Source organism: Dokdonella soli (assembly GCF_039523175.1).
GTDB classification, from domain to species: domain Bacteria; phylum Pseudomonadota; class Gammaproteobacteria; order Xanthomonadales; family Rhodanobacteraceae; genus Dokdonella_A; species Dokdonella_A soli.
The window spans coordinates 22,971-39,976 of record NZ_BAAAEU010000025.1; the positions used below are offsets into that span (position 1 = coordinate 22,971).

Annotated in this window: 15 protein-coding genes; all 15 read left to right on the forward strand. The window is 66.5% G+C overall.

The genetic code is table 11. The features are described 5' to 3' along the window. The first annotated feature begins 103 nt into the window (after window positions 1-103). Window positions 104-829 carry a UMP kinase gene (pyrH, locus tag ABD002_RS17205; RefSeq protein WP_343793365.1) on the forward strand — a complete coding sequence of 242 codons (726 nt, stop codon included), beginning with the start codon at window positions 104-106 and terminating at the stop codon, window positions 827-829. 432 nt (window positions 830-1,261) lie between these two features. After that, window positions 1,262-1,600: a hypothetical protein gene (locus ABD002_RS17210; RefSeq protein WP_343793367.1), complete on the forward strand. Its 339-nt coding sequence runs from the start codon at window positions 1,262-1,264 to the stop codon at window positions 1,598-1,600. A 269-nt stretch (window positions 1,601-1,869) separates the two neighbouring features. Further along, complete coding sequence (locus ABD002_RS17215) at window positions 1,870-2,571, forward strand: RNA polymerase sigma factor (RefSeq protein ID WP_343793368.1); 702 nt, start codon at window positions 1,870-1,872, stop codon at window positions 2,569-2,571. A 596-nt stretch (window positions 2,572-3,167) separates the two neighbouring features. Next, complete coding sequence (locus ABD002_RS17220; RefSeq protein WP_343793370.1) at window positions 3,168-5,177, forward strand: Kelch repeat-containing protein; 2,010 nt, start codon at window positions 3,168-3,170, stop codon at window positions 5,175-5,177. A 424-nt stretch (window positions 5,178-5,601) separates the two neighbouring features. Then, a complete protein-coding gene (frr, locus tag ABD002_RS17225) occupies window positions 5,602-6,159 on the forward strand; it encodes a ribosome recycling factor (protein ID WP_343793372.1) in 558 nt (185 codons plus the stop codon). 76 nt (window positions 6,160-6,235) lie between these two features. Next, the gene (gene uppS / locus ABD002_RS17230) at window positions 6,236-6,976 is read left to right on the forward strand and encodes a polyprenyl diphosphate synthase (protein ID WP_343793374.1); all 741 of its coding nucleotides are present in this window, start codon (window positions 6,236-6,238) and stop codon (window positions 6,974-6,976) included. A 10-nt stretch (window positions 6,977-6,986) separates the two neighbouring features. Further along, window positions 6,987-7,817: a phosphatidate cytidylyltransferase gene (locus ABD002_RS17235; RefSeq protein ID WP_343793376.1), complete on the forward strand. Its 831-nt coding sequence runs from the start codon at window positions 6,987-6,989 to the stop codon at window positions 7,815-7,817. Next, window positions 7,814-9,013, forward strand: a complete 1,200-nt coding sequence (locus tag ABD002_RS17240; RefSeq protein ID WP_343793378.1) for a 1-deoxy-D-xylulose-5-phosphate reductoisomerase — start codon at window positions 7,814-7,816, stop codon at window positions 9,011-9,013. The genes ABD002_RS17235 and ABD002_RS17240 overlap by 4 nt, the downstream gene beginning before the upstream one ends. Further along, the gene (rseP, locus tag ABD002_RS17245; RefSeq protein WP_343793380.1) at window positions 9,010-10,386 is read left to right on the forward strand and encodes an RIP metalloprotease RseP; all 1,377 of its coding nucleotides are present in this window, start codon (window positions 9,010-9,012) and stop codon (window positions 10,384-10,386) included. Before ABD002_RS17240 ends, rseP begins: the two co-directional genes overlap by 4 nt. A 64-nt stretch (window positions 10,387-10,450) precedes the next feature. Beyond that, window positions 10,451-12,865, forward strand: a complete 2,415-nt coding sequence (bamA, locus tag ABD002_RS17250) for an outer membrane protein assembly factor BamA (RefSeq protein ID WP_343793747.1) — start codon at window positions 10,451-10,453, stop codon at window positions 12,863-12,865. A 52-nt stretch (window positions 12,866-12,917) separates the two neighbouring features. Continuing rightward, window positions 12,918-13,469: an OmpH/Skp family outer membrane protein gene (locus ABD002_RS17255; RefSeq protein ID WP_343793382.1), complete on the forward strand. Its 552-nt coding sequence runs from the start codon at window positions 12,918-12,920 to the stop codon at window positions 13,467-13,469. Then, complete coding sequence (lpxD, locus tag ABD002_RS17260) at window positions 13,466-14,506, forward strand: UDP-3-O-(3-hydroxymyristoyl)glucosamine N-acyltransferase (RefSeq protein ID WP_343793384.1); 1,041 nt, start codon at window positions 13,466-13,468, stop codon at window positions 14,504-14,506. The genes ABD002_RS17255 and lpxD overlap by 4 nt, the downstream gene beginning before the upstream one ends. Next, window positions 14,503-14,970 carry a 3-hydroxyacyl-ACP dehydratase FabZ gene (gene fabZ, locus ABD002_RS17265; RefSeq protein ID WP_343793386.1) on the forward strand — a complete coding sequence of 156 codons (468 nt, stop codon included), beginning with the start codon at window positions 14,503-14,505 and terminating at the stop codon, window positions 14,968-14,970. The genes lpxD and fabZ overlap by 4 nt, the downstream gene beginning before the upstream one ends. Further along, entirely contained in the window at window positions 14,970-15,740 is a 771-nt protein-coding gene (gene lpxA / locus ABD002_RS17270; RefSeq protein WP_343793388.1) for an acyl-ACP--UDP-N-acetylglucosamine O-acyltransferase, read from the forward strand. Before fabZ ends, lpxA begins: the two co-directional genes overlap by 1 nt. Then, on the forward strand, window positions 15,737-16,963 hold the full coding sequence (gene lpxB / locus ABD002_RS17275) for a lipid-A-disaccharide synthase (RefSeq protein ID WP_343793390.1): 1,227 nt from the start codon (window positions 15,737-15,739) through the stop codon (window positions 16,961-16,963). The genes lpxA and lpxB overlap by 4 nt, the downstream gene beginning before the upstream one ends. Window positions 16,964-17,006: the final 43 nt, after the last annotated feature.

Genomic DNA, 17,006 nt, shown 5'->3' on the forward strand with positions numbered 1-17,006 from the left:
AATTCCCGCTGCGACGCAGCGACGCACGTGCAAACAGCCGCAGATGGACGATCTCCCGCTAAACTACCCCGGTTTTGCCCACCGCCCACGCAGGAGCTGCCGCATGCCGAACGAGATCAAGTACAAGCGCATCCTGCTCAAGCTCTCCGGCGAGGCCTTGATGGGCGACGCCGACTACGGCATCGATCCGAAAGTGCTGCACCGGCTCGCGCGCGAGATCATCGAGGTGCAGCGCGCCGGCGTACAGGTCGGCGTGGTGATCGGCGGCGGCAATATCTTCCGTGGTGCCGGACTGGCCGCCTCCGGTATGGACCGCGTCACCGGCGATCACATGGGCATGCTCGCGACCGTGATGAACGCGCTGGCGATGCAGGACGCGATCGAGAAGGCCGGCGGCTTCGCGCGCACGATGTCCGCGATCAAGATCAACGAGGTCTGCGAGGACTTCATCCGCCGCCGCGCGATCCGCCATATCGAGAAGGGCCGCATCGCGCTATTCGCGGCAGGCACCGGCAACCCGTTCTTCACCACCGACTCGGCGGCTGCGCTGCGTGCGATCGAGATCGGCGCCGATCTTCTGCTGAAGGCCACCAAAGTCGATGGCGTCTACACGGCGGATCCGAACAAGGATGCGAGCGCGACGCGCTATGAACGCCTCTCCTACGAGGAAGTCATCCAGCGCAACCTGCAGGTCATGGACACCAGTGCGATCGCACTGTGCCGCGACCACAAGATCCCGCTGCGCATCTACGACATGTCGCGCGAAGGCGACCTGATGCGCATCATGCGCGGCGAACAGATCGGCACGCTGGTCGGCAGCAGCCGCTGATCCTCGCGGTGCAGCGCGCATTCTCCGGCGCGACCGATATATTCTGACCGGAACCTCGCCGCGCCCCTCAAGGTTTGCTGCCCGTCGCGCTTGACGCCAGCTCGAAACCCGTTCGCGAAGACGCGGTCGGAAATGACGGCCAGCTTCCGCATAGCGAAATCCACCGTCGAGTCGCAAGTCGCAAACCGCCGGCAGCCCCTGGACGACCCATGACGGAAGTCACGCTGCCCGGGCACCTGTCTTTTCGTTTCGTCCCATGCATGCGTCGTTACATCGCACGCCTGCGCAACGACCTGTAACTCGCCAGCGTCGCTCTCGTATTACTCCAATGAAGGCAACCACCTTCGGCAGCCCGAATGGATCGGACGCCCTTGTTCCGCAAGCCAGCCAGGGACATGGCCTGCGCGCGGCCATCGCGAAGGAGCATTACCCATGAAACCCCTGCTCGCCATCACCATCATCACAAGCCTGTGCGCCGCATCCGGCCTTGCCGGTGCCGGCGACAACCCGCAGCGCACGCTCGCGCCGATCACCGTCCAGCGTGGCCAGGCGAACGACTGCACGCCGCCTTCCTCGGACAAAGCCTGTGCCACGTTGCATGCGCAGATCCGCCACGACTTCAGCAAGCGCGAGATCGGCATGCTGTTCGGCGCGCGAACGTCCTACCCGGAGTCCCTGACCTCGTACGGGCGCGTACATGCGCGCTATGAGTCGTTTCTGCGCGATGTCGACATGTACGGCGCGGAGAATGTCGCACTCGTGGTCCGATAACGCCGTACCTTCGTGATCTGGCAGCGCCGTAATGCAACGGCCGCTCGACTTGCGCCCCGCGCCCCCGCGGGGCGCTTTTCTTGTAATCGCAGACGCACGTTGCGGAATGAGATATCGGCCGCGCCTGCGTAGCACAGCCGAAACGCGCATGAGCGCGGGTCGGACTGCGCCGGGCGCGCGGCCGAGCGCGTATCCGCGTCCGCGGAGGCAGGCGACGCTTGCGCAACTGCGGCATAATCGCGGGACTGCTTCCTGCCCTGGAGGCGGGAATGGCGAAGTTCGATACCACGCGCTGGAGTCTGGTGCTCGAGGCGCGAGAGAGCACGCACGATGCGCAGACGGCTCTCGCAGCGCTGTGTCGCACCTATCGCCCGCCCGTGCTCGCCTATATCCGCCGCCACGGCTACGTCGAGGACGTCGCCGAGGATCTCACCCAGACGTTTTTCACCCACTTCATCGAACACGCCCGGCACACCAGCGCCGACCCCTCACGCGGCCGCTTCCGCGCATTCCTGCTGACCGCGCTCAAGCGCTTCCTGATCGACTGCAACGCGGAAGCGCGCCGGCTCAAGCGCGGCGGCGCATTCCGCTTCGAAACCCTTGCCGATGCGCGCGCGCTCGAGATCGCAGACAACGAATCCCCCGAATCCGCGTTCGAGCGTGACTGGGCGATCACCGTGCTCGACGCCGCGCTCGCGCGCCTGCGCGCTGAAGCCGCGAGCGCCGGCAAGCTCGCGCTGTTCGAGCAGTTGAGCGAATTCCTGACCGAGCGCCCGGACGAGTCCGACTACGCGCGCGTCGCTGCTGCGCTGAACCTGCGTCGCAACACACTCGCGGTCGCCGTGCATCGCCTGCGCCATCGCCTGCGCGAACTCGTGCACGAGGAAATTTCGCACACTGCCGCGGATCGCGAACAGCTCGACGGCGAGCTGCGCGAGCTGCGTGCAGCGTTAAGCGCAGTCTTGGATTGAAGACCTGAGCCAATCGTCGTTGCGTGTACCCACGGCGCGCTTGCGGCGCCTGTTGCTGGACACAGGTTGGCGCATGGAGCGATCTCTTGTCTCTCCCGAAAACATGGAGGGCCTGCTGAGGGTTCGTGATGAATACGGCGCCTCGCGCTCGACTGGAAGCGCGACCCCTGGCAGGCGAACCTGATCGGCAATTACATCGCCGGTCAACTCGACTGCGCGTTCGGCGGCCCTGATCCGGCAAGCTACTTCGGCACGCCGCTGCCGCGTTTCTCGCACTACGCGACCGCGGATTTCCAGCTCGGCCGCAGCCTGCCGTGGCGCGGCAAGACGATCCTGGGAATCCGCAATCTGACCGATCGCAGTCCGCCGATCGACCTGCTGGTCAATGGCGCCTACAACGGCGACCTTTACGACATCATCGGCCGCACGTTCTATGTTCGTCATGAACAATCGTTTTGACGCGGCCACAGCTTGAACGCCTTCGTGGATCGCGATTCGTTTCCGCGGCCCTGCCGATTCTGCGATTCGATGTAATCGCGCACGGCAAACGCCGAATGCTTAAGGAGTGAGGCCCACTCGTTGGCAGGGAGAATGTCATGCGCAACCATTTCGTCGCGATGCTTTCCATCCTGTTGGGAGTCGCCCTACCCGATTCGCCCTGCGGATTCTTCGCTGCCGAATCTGCGACACAGGCCACCTGGGTACCTGCCGGCAACATGCAGGCACCGCGTGCGGCACATGCGGCCACATTGATTGGGAACGGCAAGGTCCTGGTCGCTGGCGGCGACGAAGGCCTGGTCAGCTTGCCCAGTGCGGAGTTGTACGATCCCACAACGCGGACCTGGAGCTACACCGGCTCGCTCGCAATGCCCCGGAACGGACACACGACCACGTTATTGCCCAACGGCAAGGCCCTGGTTGCAGGCGGACTCACCGGTCACGGGGCGTCTTCAACCCTTGTCGCAATGGCGGAGTCGTATGACCCGGCCACGGGTATCTGGAGCCCTACGGGCAACCTGGCCGCGCCTCGCTACGGGCACACGGCAACGCTGCTGAAAACCGGCAAGGTTCTGGTGGCGGGGGGCTTCGGCATGGATTTTGTTGCGAGCGCGGAGTTGTACGATCCGGCGACCGGCACCTGGAGCGCAACCGGCAACCTTGCGACGGCCCGCTATCGGCACACTGCGACGCGGCTCCAGAACGGAAAGGTACTGGTGGTCGGCGGGTCGAACAATGGTGATCTTGCCGCGTTTCTATCCAGCGCGGAATTGTACGATCCGGTCGCCGGTACCTGGAGCGCCGCCGCCCCGCTGCAATCGGCCCGGGGCTTTCACGTGGCTACGTTGCTGCAGAACGGCAAGGTCTTGGTTGCAGGCGGGGAGGGTGCTGAAGGCGGCGGCGTGCAACACACGTTGAGTTCAGTCGAGGTCTTCGATCCGGCGACCGGAATGTGGGCCGCCGGCAGCGCACTGGTCGCCGGGCAAGACGGCCTTACCGCATCCGCGCTGACGGATGGCACTGTCCTGGTTGCGGGAGGCTTTTCCAACTTTGGGCCGTCTCTGTTCGCGACCGCCACCGAGCTGTATCAGCCGGACAACGCGAGCTGGAGCGCCGCCGGCAATCTTCACACCGCGCGGGCCGGTCACACCTCCACCGTGCTGGCGAGCGGCGACGTCCTGGTTGCAGGCGGCTACAACAGCTATGACATGGGAACCTCCGGTTCGCCCGTTGCGCTTGGCAGTTCGGAGCTCGCGCAAGGCACAGCGCCCGCGGTCAACCTCGACCAGTTCGGGTTGACCGGCTCCTGGGCCAATCCGGTCACGAACAGCCAGGGTTTCGTCATGGAGGTCGATCCGGACTTCCTTGGTCCCGGTTCCGGAAACCTGTTCGCCGGCTGGTTCACCTACGACATGACCGTTGCGGGCGGCCATCGCTGGTACACGATCCAGGGGCCGGTCAACAACGGCAGTGCCTCCGCGAGGCTGCCGATCTATCTCACCGACGGTGGTCAATTCGACACGGCACAGGCGACGACGACCACACCGGTCGGACAGGCGATCCTCCAGTTCAGCGACTGCATGCACGGCATGCTGAACTACGCGTTCTCCGACGGCAGCGGCCGCACCGGCACCATTCCACTCACCCGCCTGCTCGCGAACGTGACCTGCGGGCCGACGGGCGACAATGGCAATGCCGGCAAGAGCTACCTGTTCTCCGGCGCTTGGGCCGACCTCGCCACCTCCGGCCAGGGCCTGGTGTTCGACATCAATCCGGTGCAGGGCGTGCTGTTCGCCGCGTGGTACACCTACTTTGCCGATGCCGCTCCGGGCAGCGGTCCCGCCGAGCAGCACTGGTACACGCTGCAGGCCCTGCTGATGCCGGGCATCAGCACGTTGAACGACGTCGGCATCTACGAGACCATCGGCGGGGTGTTCGATCAGGCGGCAAACACCTCGACCCATCAGGTCGGCACCGCGACCCTGACTCCCCACAGCTGCACTTCCACGACCATGACCTTCAATTTCACGGCGGGTCCGAACGCCGGCAGGAGCGGCACGCTGAACTTGACGCGAATCGCCCCGCCGCCGGCTGGCTGCCACTCGTAAGTCGATCAGCATGCAGGCGGGGTCGCGAAGGCCCCGCCCGCTGCCCACTCGCGAAATTTTCGACAGGCAACAAACTGCAGGTGCGCGTGCCACCGGCGCCAGCCGGGAATCGGCTTCGCAGTCGCGATCGTATTGGCCCGGTGCACGCCGGTCAGGCAGGCAGACCGTTGACGTCAATCCGGCCGGCATGATTCGCACGCGCTCTTCCGGAACCTGATGCATGAAGGCGCATGCAAGACTCGCTTCCTCCTGCCGCGTTGACGAGAACGGTGCACGCCGGGTGAGCATCTTTCATGAGCGCGATGGCCACCTGCGCCGAGCGCTCTTCCGACACCGAAAGACCGGGCCGGACGGGCGGGCCAGCGATCGCCTGCCCGCTGGTATACTCGCCGGCCACTCGCAACACGGAAACGGTGGCCTCGACATGCTCGACAACATCAAGAAGGACACGCAGACGCGCATGCAGAAGAGCGTCGATGCGCTCAAGAACGAACTCATGCGCCTGCGCACCGGTCGCGCCAGCACCGCGCTGATCGAACCGCTGAAGGTGCCGTACTACGGCAATGACACGCCGATCACGCAGGTCGCCAACGTCGCGATCGCGGACTCGCGTTCGATCACGATCACGCCGTTCGAGAAGAATATGGTCGGTGCGGTCGAGAAGGCGATCCTCGCCTCCGACCTCGGCCTGACCCCGACCACGGTCGGCACCGTGATCCGCATCAACCTGCCGCCGCTGACCGAGGAGCGCCGCAAGGAGCTCTCCAAGCATGTCTCGCACGAGGGCGAGAATGCGAAGGTCGCCGTGCGCAACGTGCGCCGCGATGCGCTGCATCAGGTCAAGGAACTGCTGAAGGACAAGAAGATCAGCGAGGACGACGAGCGTCGTGCCGAGGACGAGATCCAGAAGTTCACCGACAAGTTCGTCAAGGACGTCGATGGCGTCGTGAAAGCGAAGGAAGACGAGCTGATGGCGATGTAGGAAGGGCCGCAGCTTTCGCTCCTGAAAAGAGCATCGCGGCTGAAGCCGCTCCTACGCCGCCCCTACGATGTGAAGCATGGAATCCGACACCGCTCCACGCATCCCGCGCCATATCGCGATCGTCATGGACGGCAACGGCCGCTGGGCCGAACGTCGCCATCGGCCGCGCAGCTTCGGCCATCGCGAGGGTCAGAAGGCGGTGCGCGCGGCGGTCGAGTTCTGCCGGCGCCGCGGTGTCGAAGCGCTGACCCTGTTCGCATTCTCCAGCGAGAACTGGAAACGCCCGGACGAGGAAGTCGGCGCGCTGATGCAGCTGTTCCTGAAGGCGCTGGACCGCGAGGTCGACGAGTTGCACGCGAACGGCGTGCGCATCGCGTTCGTCGGCGACCTGTCCGCGTTCACGCCTGAACTCGCCGCGCGCATGCGCGCGGCGATGACGCGCACGGCCGGCAACGCCGCACTGCACCTCAACATCGCGGTCAACTACGGCGGGCGCTGGGACATCGCGCAGGCGGCACGCGCGATGGCCGAAGCGGCCGTGCGCGGCGAACTCGATACCGGCGCGATTGACGAGACGATGCTCGCGCGCCACATTTGCCTCGCCGACCAGCCGCCGGTCGATCTGTTCATCCGCACCGGCGGCGAGACGCGCGTCAGCAATTTCCTGCTCTGGCAGATCGCCTATGCGGAGCTGTACTTCACCGACGCGCTGTGGCCCGACGTCGACACTGTCGCGCTCGATGCGGCGCTCGCCGAATACGCGCGCCGCGAACGGCGCTACGGCCTGACCTCCGCGCAAGTGCGCGCAGCCAGCTGACGGGACACGCATGCTCAAGCAACGCACCCTGACCGCCCTCGTGCTGGCTCCGCTCGCCGTCGCGATCATCCTGTTCCTGCCGACCACGGTGGTCGCGGCCATCATCGCGGTGCTGTGCCTGCTGGCGCTGTGGGAATGGACGCGGCTGGCGGGCGTCGGCTCGCGTGCCTGGCGCGGCGGCATCGTTGCCGTCAACGCGCTGCTGTTCGCCGTGCTCTGGCGGGTCCGCGACCAACCGGCCGCCTGGTGCGTGATCGGCGCAGGGATCCTCTGGTGGCTGCTCGCGCTGCTGTGGCTGCGCAATTTCACCTACGCCGCGGCGCCGACCCGCGAGAATACCGCGGTGAAGCTGGTCGCAGCCGAGGTCGCGATCCTGCCGGCGTGGCTGGCCCTGATGAAAATCCATGAAGGTCCGGACCACGGGCACGCCTGGGCCCTGTTCGCGCTCGTTCTGATCTGGGCCGCGGACACCGCCGCATTCTTCGCCGGCAAGCGCTTCGGCACGACCAAGCTCGCGCCGAAGATCAGTCCGAACAAGACCACCGCCGGCGCCTGGGGCGCGCTGGCCGGCGCGGGCGCGCTCGCCGCCGTCTGGGGCTGGCTGGCCGAGGTACGCGGCGCCGCACTCGTTGCGCTGGTCGGGCTCGCGCTGCTCGCGATCGCCGCGTCGATCGTCGGCGACCTGTTCGAGAGCCTGATCAAGCGCCAGGCCAACGTGAAGGACTCCGGCACGCTGTTCCCCGGCCACGGTGGCCTGCTCGACCGCTTGGACAGCCTGTTCGCGGCGCTGCCGGTGTTCGTCGCCGGGAAAGCCCTGCTCGACCTCGCGCTTCGCCCATGAAGCGGATCGCGGTCCTCGGCGCGACCGGCTCGATCGGCGCGAGCACCCTCGACATCGTCGCGCGGCATCCCGATCGTTTCCGCGTCACCGCACTGGCCGCACACCGCAACGTCACCGCACTCGCGGACCTTTGCGCACGGTTCCGCCCCGAACTGGCCGTGATCGCCGATCCGGCCTGCGAGAGCGAACTGCGCGCGCGGCTCACGGAGGCCGGCGTCACCTGCCGCGTCGCGGCCGGACCGGCGGCGCTGATCGAGGCTGCTGCCGGCACGCATTGCGACACCGTGGTCGCGGCAATCGTCGGCGCTGCCGGGCTCGAATCGACGCTCGCCGCGGCACGCGCCGGCAAGCGCCTGCTGCTCGCCAACAAGGAAGCGATCGTGATGGCCGGCCCGCTGCTGCTGGCCGCGCTCGCTGAAGGCGGCGGCGAGCTGCTGCCGCTTGATTCCGAGCACAACGCGGTGTTCCAGTGCCTGCCCGGCGGGCGCCCGAACCTCGCCGCGGCGGGCGTGCGGCGCATCCTGCTGACCGCGTCCGGCGGCCCATTCCGTGGCTTGAAGGCATCGGATCTCGTGGAGGTGACGCCGGAACGCGCCTGCGCGCATCCGAACTGGCGCATGGGCCGCAAGATCTCGGTCGACTCGGCGACGCTGATGAACAAGGGCCTGGAGGTCATCGAGGCGCACTACCTGTTCGATGCGCCGGCCGAACGCATCGAGGTCGTCGTGCATCCGCAGAGCATCGTGCATTCGCTGGTCGAGTACGTGGACGGCTCGGTGCTGGCCCAGCTCGGCAACCCGGACATGCGCACCGCGATCGCCTGTGCGCTGGCCTGGCCCGAGCGCGTCGAGGCCGGCGTCACCCCGCTGGATCTGCTGAAGATCGCGCGGCTCGACTTCGAGGCACCGGATCTGGCGACCTTCCGCTGCCTCGACCTCGCCTACCGCGCGCTGGCTGCCGGCGGCACCGCGACCGCTATCCTGAACGCGGCCAACGAGGAGGCGGTCGCGGCGTTCCTGGACGGCCGCCTGCCGTTCCTCGCGATTCCGGAAACGATCGAGCGCTGCCTGGCCGGGCTGGGGGCGACCGCGGCGATCGACCTGGCCACGGTCCTTGACGCCGATTTAACTGCGCGTCGGGATGCCCAACGTATCATCGCCACCCTGTCCGCCAGAACGCACAAATCCGCGCCATGAGTCAATTTTTCGGTTCCATCTGGTGGCTGATCGTGACCATGGGCCTGCTGGTCACCTTCCATGAGTTCGGCCATTTCGTGGTCGCGCGACGCTGCGGCGTCAAGGTGCTGAAATTTTCGATCGGCTTCGGACCGGCGCTGTGGTCGCGTCTCGACCGCCACGGCACTCAGTTCGTGATCGCCGCGATCCCGCTCGGCGGCTACGTCAAGATGCTCGACGAGCGCGAAGTGGACGGCGCGGTCGGCCCCGAAGGATTGAAAGGCGCGCACAACCGCCAGCCGGTCCTCAACCGCATGGCCATCAGCGCGGCCGGGCCGGCATTCAACCTGATCTTCACGCTGGCCGCATTCTGGCTGATGTTCGTGATCGGCAAGCCGGACTACCTGCCGGTCGTCGGCCATGTCGATCGCGTCGCGGCCAGCGCGGGCTTCCAGAGCGGCGACCGCATCACCGCGATCGACGGCTCGGCGGTCGACACCTGGACCGACGCCAGCCTCGCGCTGCTGCAGGCCGGCATGGACCGCCACGATATCGGCGTGACCGTCATCGACGGCGGCGGCACCGAGCGCCAGCACAAGCTGGCGCTCTCGCAGCTGCCCGCGCAGCTCGACGAGGAAGGCATCATCCGCGAGATCGGCCTCGAGCCGCGGCAATGGGCGCTGGCGCCGGTGATCGGCACCGTACAGCCGGACAGCGCCGCCGCACGTGCCGGCCTCAAGCCCGGCGATCGCCTCGTCACGATCGCCGGCGACCGCATCAACGACTGGCGCGACATCCCGGCCGCGATCCAGAAACACGCCGAAGCGGGCAAGCCGCTGACGCTGGGGGTACACCGCGGCAACCAGTTGCTGTCGCTGGACGCGACGCCGACCCGCAATGCGGCGAACGCGGACACCAAGGCGCACACAGCGGGCGCCTGGGTGCTCGGGGTCACACCGCAGCCTTCCGAGGCGAAATACGACGCCACCCTGCACTATGGCCCACTGGCGGCGATCCCGAAGGCGTTCGGCGAAACCTGGGAACGCAGCCGGCAGACGTTCGGCATGCTCGGCCGCATGCTGACCGGCAGCGCGTCCCTGAAGAACCTGTCCGGCGTGATCACGATCGCCCAGGTCGCGAACAGCTCGGCCCAACTCGGACCGGCCTGGTTCCTGAATTTCCTCGCGATCATCTCGCTGAGCCTGGCGATTCTGAACCTGTTGCCGATTCCGATCTTGGACGGCGGCCACCTGCTGTATTACCTTATCGAGCTGATAAAGGGCAGCCCGGTCAGCGAACGTGTGCAGATCGCCGGTCAGTACGTCGGCCTTACCCTGCTCATGGCCCTGATGGGTCTGGCGTTCTACAACGATATCCTGCGGATCGCGTCCTGATCCGCGGGCTTGCCCCATAACAAAACCTGGCCGCGGCTGCGCCCGTCGCGGGCCCAACGATGCCCTGACGGAAGTGACGATGAAGCGTATAGCCGCCCTGTTCCTGCTCGCCTTTTTCGCCGCGCGAGCCGCCTCCGCCTTCGATGCCTTCACGATCTCCGATATCCGTATCGACGGGCTTTCGCGCATCGCGCCAGGCACGGTGTTCACCTACCTGCCGGTCGAGAAGGGCGACACCCTGACCGCCGATCGCGCCGACCAGGCGATCCGCGCGCTGTACAAGACCGGGTTCTTCAACGACGTGCAGCTCGGCCGCCAGGGCGACATCCTCGTCGTGACCGTCAGGGAGCGCCCGCAGATCACCAAGATCACGATCCGCGGCAACAAGGACCTGAGGGAAGAGGACCTGCGCAAGGGCCTCAAGGGCATCGGCCTGGCCGAGGGCGAGGCGTTCGACGACCTCAAGCTCAACGAGGTGCAGAGCGAGCTGATCCGCCAGTACTACAACCGCGGCAAGTACAACGTCTCGGTGAAGACCTCGAAGGTCAATCTCGACCGCAACCGCATCGAGGTCGCGATCAACATCGCCGAGGGCAAGGCCGCGAAGATCAAGCACCTGAACATCGTTGGCAACGCGACCTATCCGGACAAGCAGATCCGCGGCGACTTCGAGTCCGACACCTCGAACTGGACCTCGTGGTACTCGAAGGACGACCAGTACTCGCGCGAGAAGCTCTCCGGCGACCTCGAGAAGCTGCAGTCGTTCTACATGGACCGCGGCTATGCCGACTTCAACGTCGACTCGACCCAGGTCAGCATCAGCCCCGACAAGCGCAAGATGTACGTCACCGCCAACATCAAGGAAGGCGAGATCTACAAGGTCACCGACATCAAGCTGACCGGCGCCCTGGTCCTCAAGGAGGAGGATCTGCGCAGGCTGCTGCAGATCAAGGCCGGCGACGTGTTCTCGCGCAAGAAGATCGAGCAGTCGGTCGATGCGATCAGCGCCGCGCTCTCGAACATCGGCTACGCCTTCGCGAACGTCGAACCGATCCCGGCCATCGACAAGGACAAGCGCGAGGTCGGCCTGAATTTCTTCGTCAATCCCGGCAAGCGCGTCTACGTGCGCAAGGTCGTGTTCAAGGGCAACCAGCACACCGAGGACGAGGTGCTGCGCCGCGAGATGCGCCAGCTCGAGGGCGCCTGGTACTCGCAGGCCGCGATCGACCGCTCGAAGATCCGCCTGCAGCGCCTCGGCTTCTTCAGGACCGTCACGATCGACACACCGAAGGTTCCGGGCACCGACGACCAGGTCGACCTGAGCGTCGCCGTCGAGGAACAGAATTCCGGCCAGTTCACGTTCGGCCTCGGCTATTCGCAGGTGCAGGGCATCATCGCCAGCATCGGCGTGACCCAGAACAACTTCTTCGGCACCGGCGACCGCATCTCGGTCACCGCAACGAAGAGCTCCTTCCTGCAGCAGTACCAGCTGTCGTATTTCGAGCCATACCTGACCGACGACGGCGTCGGCATCGGCTACGACATCAAGCACACCAAGCTCGATACCGGCCAGCAGAACCTGGCGAGCTACCTGAGCAGCACGGATGCGTTCGACATCTACCTCGGCCTCCCGATCACCGAATCGGACACGATCAACACCCAGATCGGTCTCAGCAAGACCGGCATCGTGACCCTTCCGGGCTCCACGCCGCAGAGCGTGATCGACTACATCGACAACCTCGGCCACCACACGTTCCACACCTGGAACGTGCAGCTCTCGTGGGCGCACGACACGCGCAACCGCTTCTGGAACCCGACCCGCGGCTCGCTGCAGCAGCTGTCACTGGAGACCACGCTGCCCGGCTCGACCGTCGAGTACTACAAGGTCAACTACCGGTTCGGGCAGTATCTGCACATGACCGACAGCCTGACGTTCTACGGTCACTTCAACGTCGGCTACGGCAACACCTACAACAGCCCGACCAGCGTGCTGCCTACGAACCACCCGCGCTACATGGGGAATCTCTCGGGCCTGCCGTTCTTCGAGAATTTCTATGCCGGCGGCGTGGCGGACGTGCGCGGTTTCCGCGACAACACGCTCGGCCCGTACGACGTGTTCACCCCGCTGACCTGCCCGACGACGGACAAGAACTGCCGCCTGCCGCTCGGTGGCGCATTGAAGACCGTGGCTTCGGCCGAGGTCATCTTCCCGACACCGTTCGTCAAGGAAAACAACGACAGCACGCGCCTTTCGGCGTTCTTCGACGTCGGCAACGTGTTCAAGAACAAGCTCTGCGTTCTTCCGGAATGCAAGGCGTACAACAGCTGGAGCGCCAGCCAGCTGCGTGCGTCGGTCGGCCTGTCGCTGGTGTGGCGCGCGCCGGTGGGACCGATCGTGATCAATCTCGCCAGGCCCATCAAGAAGCAGAACGGCGACGACACCGAAGTGATCCAGTTCACCTTCGGCAACACGTTCTGAAGTCCGCGCGCGGAGGCCGCGAGCAGCGTCGAGGGTAGCGAGGAGATGCCAGGTGACGCACCACGTACAACCGCGAAACCTGATCCGTGCCCTGCTGCTCCTGTGGGCGATCGCGTTGGCCGGCGTGGCCGGCGCGCAATCGCCCCCGCCCACCCGCATCGGCTACGTGGACATGAAGCGACTGCTCGACAACGCGCCGCAGGTGGTCGCCGGACGCCAGAAGCTCGAACGCGAATTCGCCGCGCGCGACACCACGCTCAAGGCGGATGAGAAGCGCGCCGGCGAGCTGCGTGCACGCCAGACCCGCGAAGCGGCATCGCTGTCCAGGGCGGACGCGGATTCGCTGCAGCGCGAGATCGACGCGCTCGATCGCTCGATCAAGCGCAGCCGTGACGGCCTGCGCGCGGACCTGAAGACGCGCAGCGACCAGGAGCTCGACCGCAGCTGGCGCGAGATCAATGACGCGGTGGTCGAATTCGCGCGCGAGCAGAGCTACGACCTGATCGTGCCCAGTCCGGTCGTCTACGCAAGCCCCAAGGTCGACGTCACCGAGCAGATCCTCGAACGCCTGCGCCGCCAGGCCGCGAAAGGCGCTGCGAAATGAGTACCGTCCCCCGCACGCTCGGCGAGCTCGCGACACGTTTCGGGCTCGAACTGCGCGGTGATCCGGGCCGGGCGATCCGCGGCGTGGCCACACTCATCGACGCCGACGCGGATCAGCTCGGTTTCCTGGCCAACCCGCGCTACCGCTTGCAGCTGGCCGACACGCGTGCCGGCGCGATTGTCCTGCGCCGCGCCGATGCGGACGCCTGGAGTGGCGCGTGCCTGATCGCGGACGATCCCTATGTTGCGTTCGCACGCATTGCCGCGCTGTTCGAGCATCAGCCCGCCGCGACGCCGGGCATCCATCCGAGTGCAGTCGTCGCGCAAGGCGCCACGATCGCCGCTGGCGCATGCATCGGCCCGCTCTGCGTGGTCGAGGACGGCGCCGTCGTCGATGAAGGCGTGATACTCGGTCCGCATTGCGTGATCGGGCGCGGCTGCACGATCGGCGCGCAGTCGCGCCTGGTCGCGCGCGTGACCCTCGTGCAGGACGTGACCCTCGGCAAGCGCGTGCTGATTCACCCCGGCGCGGTGCTCGGCGCCGACGGTTTCGGCCTCGCGTTCGAGCGCAGCGCTTCCGATCACGGGCACTGGATCAAGGTGCCGCAACTGGGTGGCGTGCGCATCGGCGACGACTGCGAGATCGGCGCGAACACGACGATCGATCGCGGCGCGCTCGGCGATACCGTGCTCGAGGAGGACGTACGCCTCGACAACCAGATCCAGATCGCGCACAACGTGAGGATCGGCGCGCACAGCGCATTGGCCGGCTGCGCCGCGGTCGCCGGCAGCGCGACGATCGGGCGCTACTGCCTGATCGGCGGCGGCGCTGGCATACTCGGTCATTTGAGCCTCGCCGACCGTGTCACCGTGACCGCGATGAGCCTGGTCACCCATTCGATCCGCGAGGCCGGGGACTACTCCTCCGGCACACCGATCCAGCCGAATCGCCAATGGCGACGCAACGCGGCGCGCTTCAAGCACCTGGACGAGATTGCCAGGCGCATCGACGCTTTTGAAAAGGAAACGAAGTCATGACCGAACAACCCGCGTCCGTCGAACTGCCGATCGGCGTCGAACAGATTGCGGCGATGCTGCCGCACCGCTATCCGTTCCTGCTGCTCGACCGCGTCGTCGCATTCGAGCATGGCAAGCGCGTGACCGCGATCAAGAACGTGACGATCAACGAGCCGTTCTTCCAGGGCCATTTCCCCGGCCACCCGGTCATGCCCGGTGTGCTGATCATCGAGGCGATGGCGCAGGCTGCCGGTGTGCTGATCAAGCTGTCCCGCTCCACCGTCGCCGCGCAAGCGACCGTGTTCTATCTGGTCAAGGTCGATGAGGCGCGCTTCAACCGCATCGTCGTGCCAGGCGACCAGCTGCGGCTTGAGATCGAGCACAAGCGCTCGATGCGCAACATGAGCCAGTTCCAGGGTCACGCATTCGTCGGCGACCAGATCGCCGCCGAGGCCGAGATACTGTGCGCTGGGGTCGCCAACTGATGATCCACGCGACCGCGCTCGTCGACCCGGCCGCGAAGATCGGCGCCGATGTCAGCATCGGCGCCTACAGCGTCATCGGGCCGGACGTCGAGATCGGCGACCGCACCACGATCGGTCCGCATGTCGTGATCGAGGGCGCGACACGGATCGGCCGCGACAACCGCATCTTCCAGTTCGCCTCGCTCGGCGCGGAGCCGCAGGACAAGAAATTCCACGGCGAGCACAGCGAACTGGTGATCGGCGACCGCAACGTGATCCGCGAATTCGTCACCTTCAATCGCGGCACCGCCGAGGGCGGCGGCGCGACGCGCATCGGCGACGACAACTGGATCATGGCCTATGTGCATATCGCGCACGATTGCCACGTCGGCAACCACGTGGTGTTCGCGAACAACGCGACGCTCGCAGGTCATGTCGAGGTCGGTGATTACGCGATCCTCGGCGGTTTCACCGGCATCCACCAGTTCTGCAAGATCGGTGCGCACGCGTTCACCGGCATGGGCAGCCTGATCAACGCCGATGTGCCGCCGTTCGTGATCGTCGCCGGCCCGTACGCGAAACCGCGCGGCATCAACAGCGAAGGCCTGAAGCGGCGCGGATTCGATGCGGCGCGCATCGCCGCAATCAAGCGCGCCTATCGCACCGTGTACGTCGCAGGCACACCGCTCGCGCAGGCACGCGAAAAGCTCGCCGAGCAGGCCAGGGACAGCGCCGACGTCGCGGACCTGCTCGACTTCATCGAGCGCAGCGAGCGCTCGCTGGCGCGGTGAGCGCGACGCCGAAGCGCTTCACGCTGGTTGCCGGCGAGGCGTCCGGCGACCTGCTCGGTGCCGGTCTGATCGACGCGCTGCGTGAGCGCTTCCCGGGTGCGCAATTCGCCGGCATAGGCGGCCCGCGCATGGTCGCGGCCGGTCTCGATGCGTGGTATCCGGCCGACAAGCTCTCGGTGATGGGCCTGGTCGAGGTGCTGCGCCACCTGCCGGAACTGCTGGCGATCCGCCGCAGCGTCGCCCGGCGCACCATCGCGTACCACCCCGATGCGTTCATCGGCATCGACGCACCGGACTTCAATCTCGGTCTCGAGCGCAGGTTGAAGCGAGCCGGTATTCGCACCGTGCATTACGTCAGCCCGTCGGTTTGGGCCTGGCGCGAGAAGCGTGCCGCGAAGATCGGCCGCAGCGCCGATCGCGTGCTCTGCCTGTTCCCGATGGAGCCGCCGATCTATGCGCGCCACGGTGTCGACGCCCGCTTCGTCGGCCATCCGCTCGCCGACACCTTCGCGCTCGACCCGGACCACGCAGCCGCGCGCAGCGCGCTCGGATTGCCGGCGGACGTGCCGGTGCTGGCGATCCTGCCGGGCAGTCGGCTCGGCGAGATCGCGCGGCTTGGCGCCGACTTCCTCGGGGCCGCGCGCCTGCTCGCACGCGAGGTCCCGCACTTGCACGTGGTCGCGCCGATGGCGAATGCGGCCTGTCGTTCGGCGTTCGAGGCGCTGCTGCATGCGGAAACTCCCGATCCGCAATCGCCGATCCCCTGTTTCCGCGTGCTCGATGGCCGCGCACACGAGGCGACGCTCGCGGCCGACGCGGTACTGCTGGCGTCCGGCACCGCGGCGCTGGAAGCGATGCTGGCGAAGCGGCCGATGGTGGTCGCCTACCGCATCGCCCCGATGACCTACCGCATCGTCAAGGGTCTCGGCCTGCTCAAGGTCGAGCGCTACGCACTGCCGAACGTGCTGGCCGGTCGCGACCTCGTGCCGGAGCTCATGCAGGATGCCTGCACGCCGGCGGCGCTCGCCGAAGCGCTGCAGCCGAGCCTGCAGGCGCACAACATCGATCCTGCGTTGCTCGCGGAATACCGGCGCCTGCATCTGGAACTGCGTCGCGACGCCAGCCACAGCGCAGCCGCGGCCATCGCCGACCTCGTCGGCGGCGAACCGGCTGACGCTGCCTCGGGCGAACCGCCGGCGCACGATCTTCCGGAGCGTGGTTGATCACGCTGCATCGCGCATTGACGGCGTCCCCGCGCATCCGCAG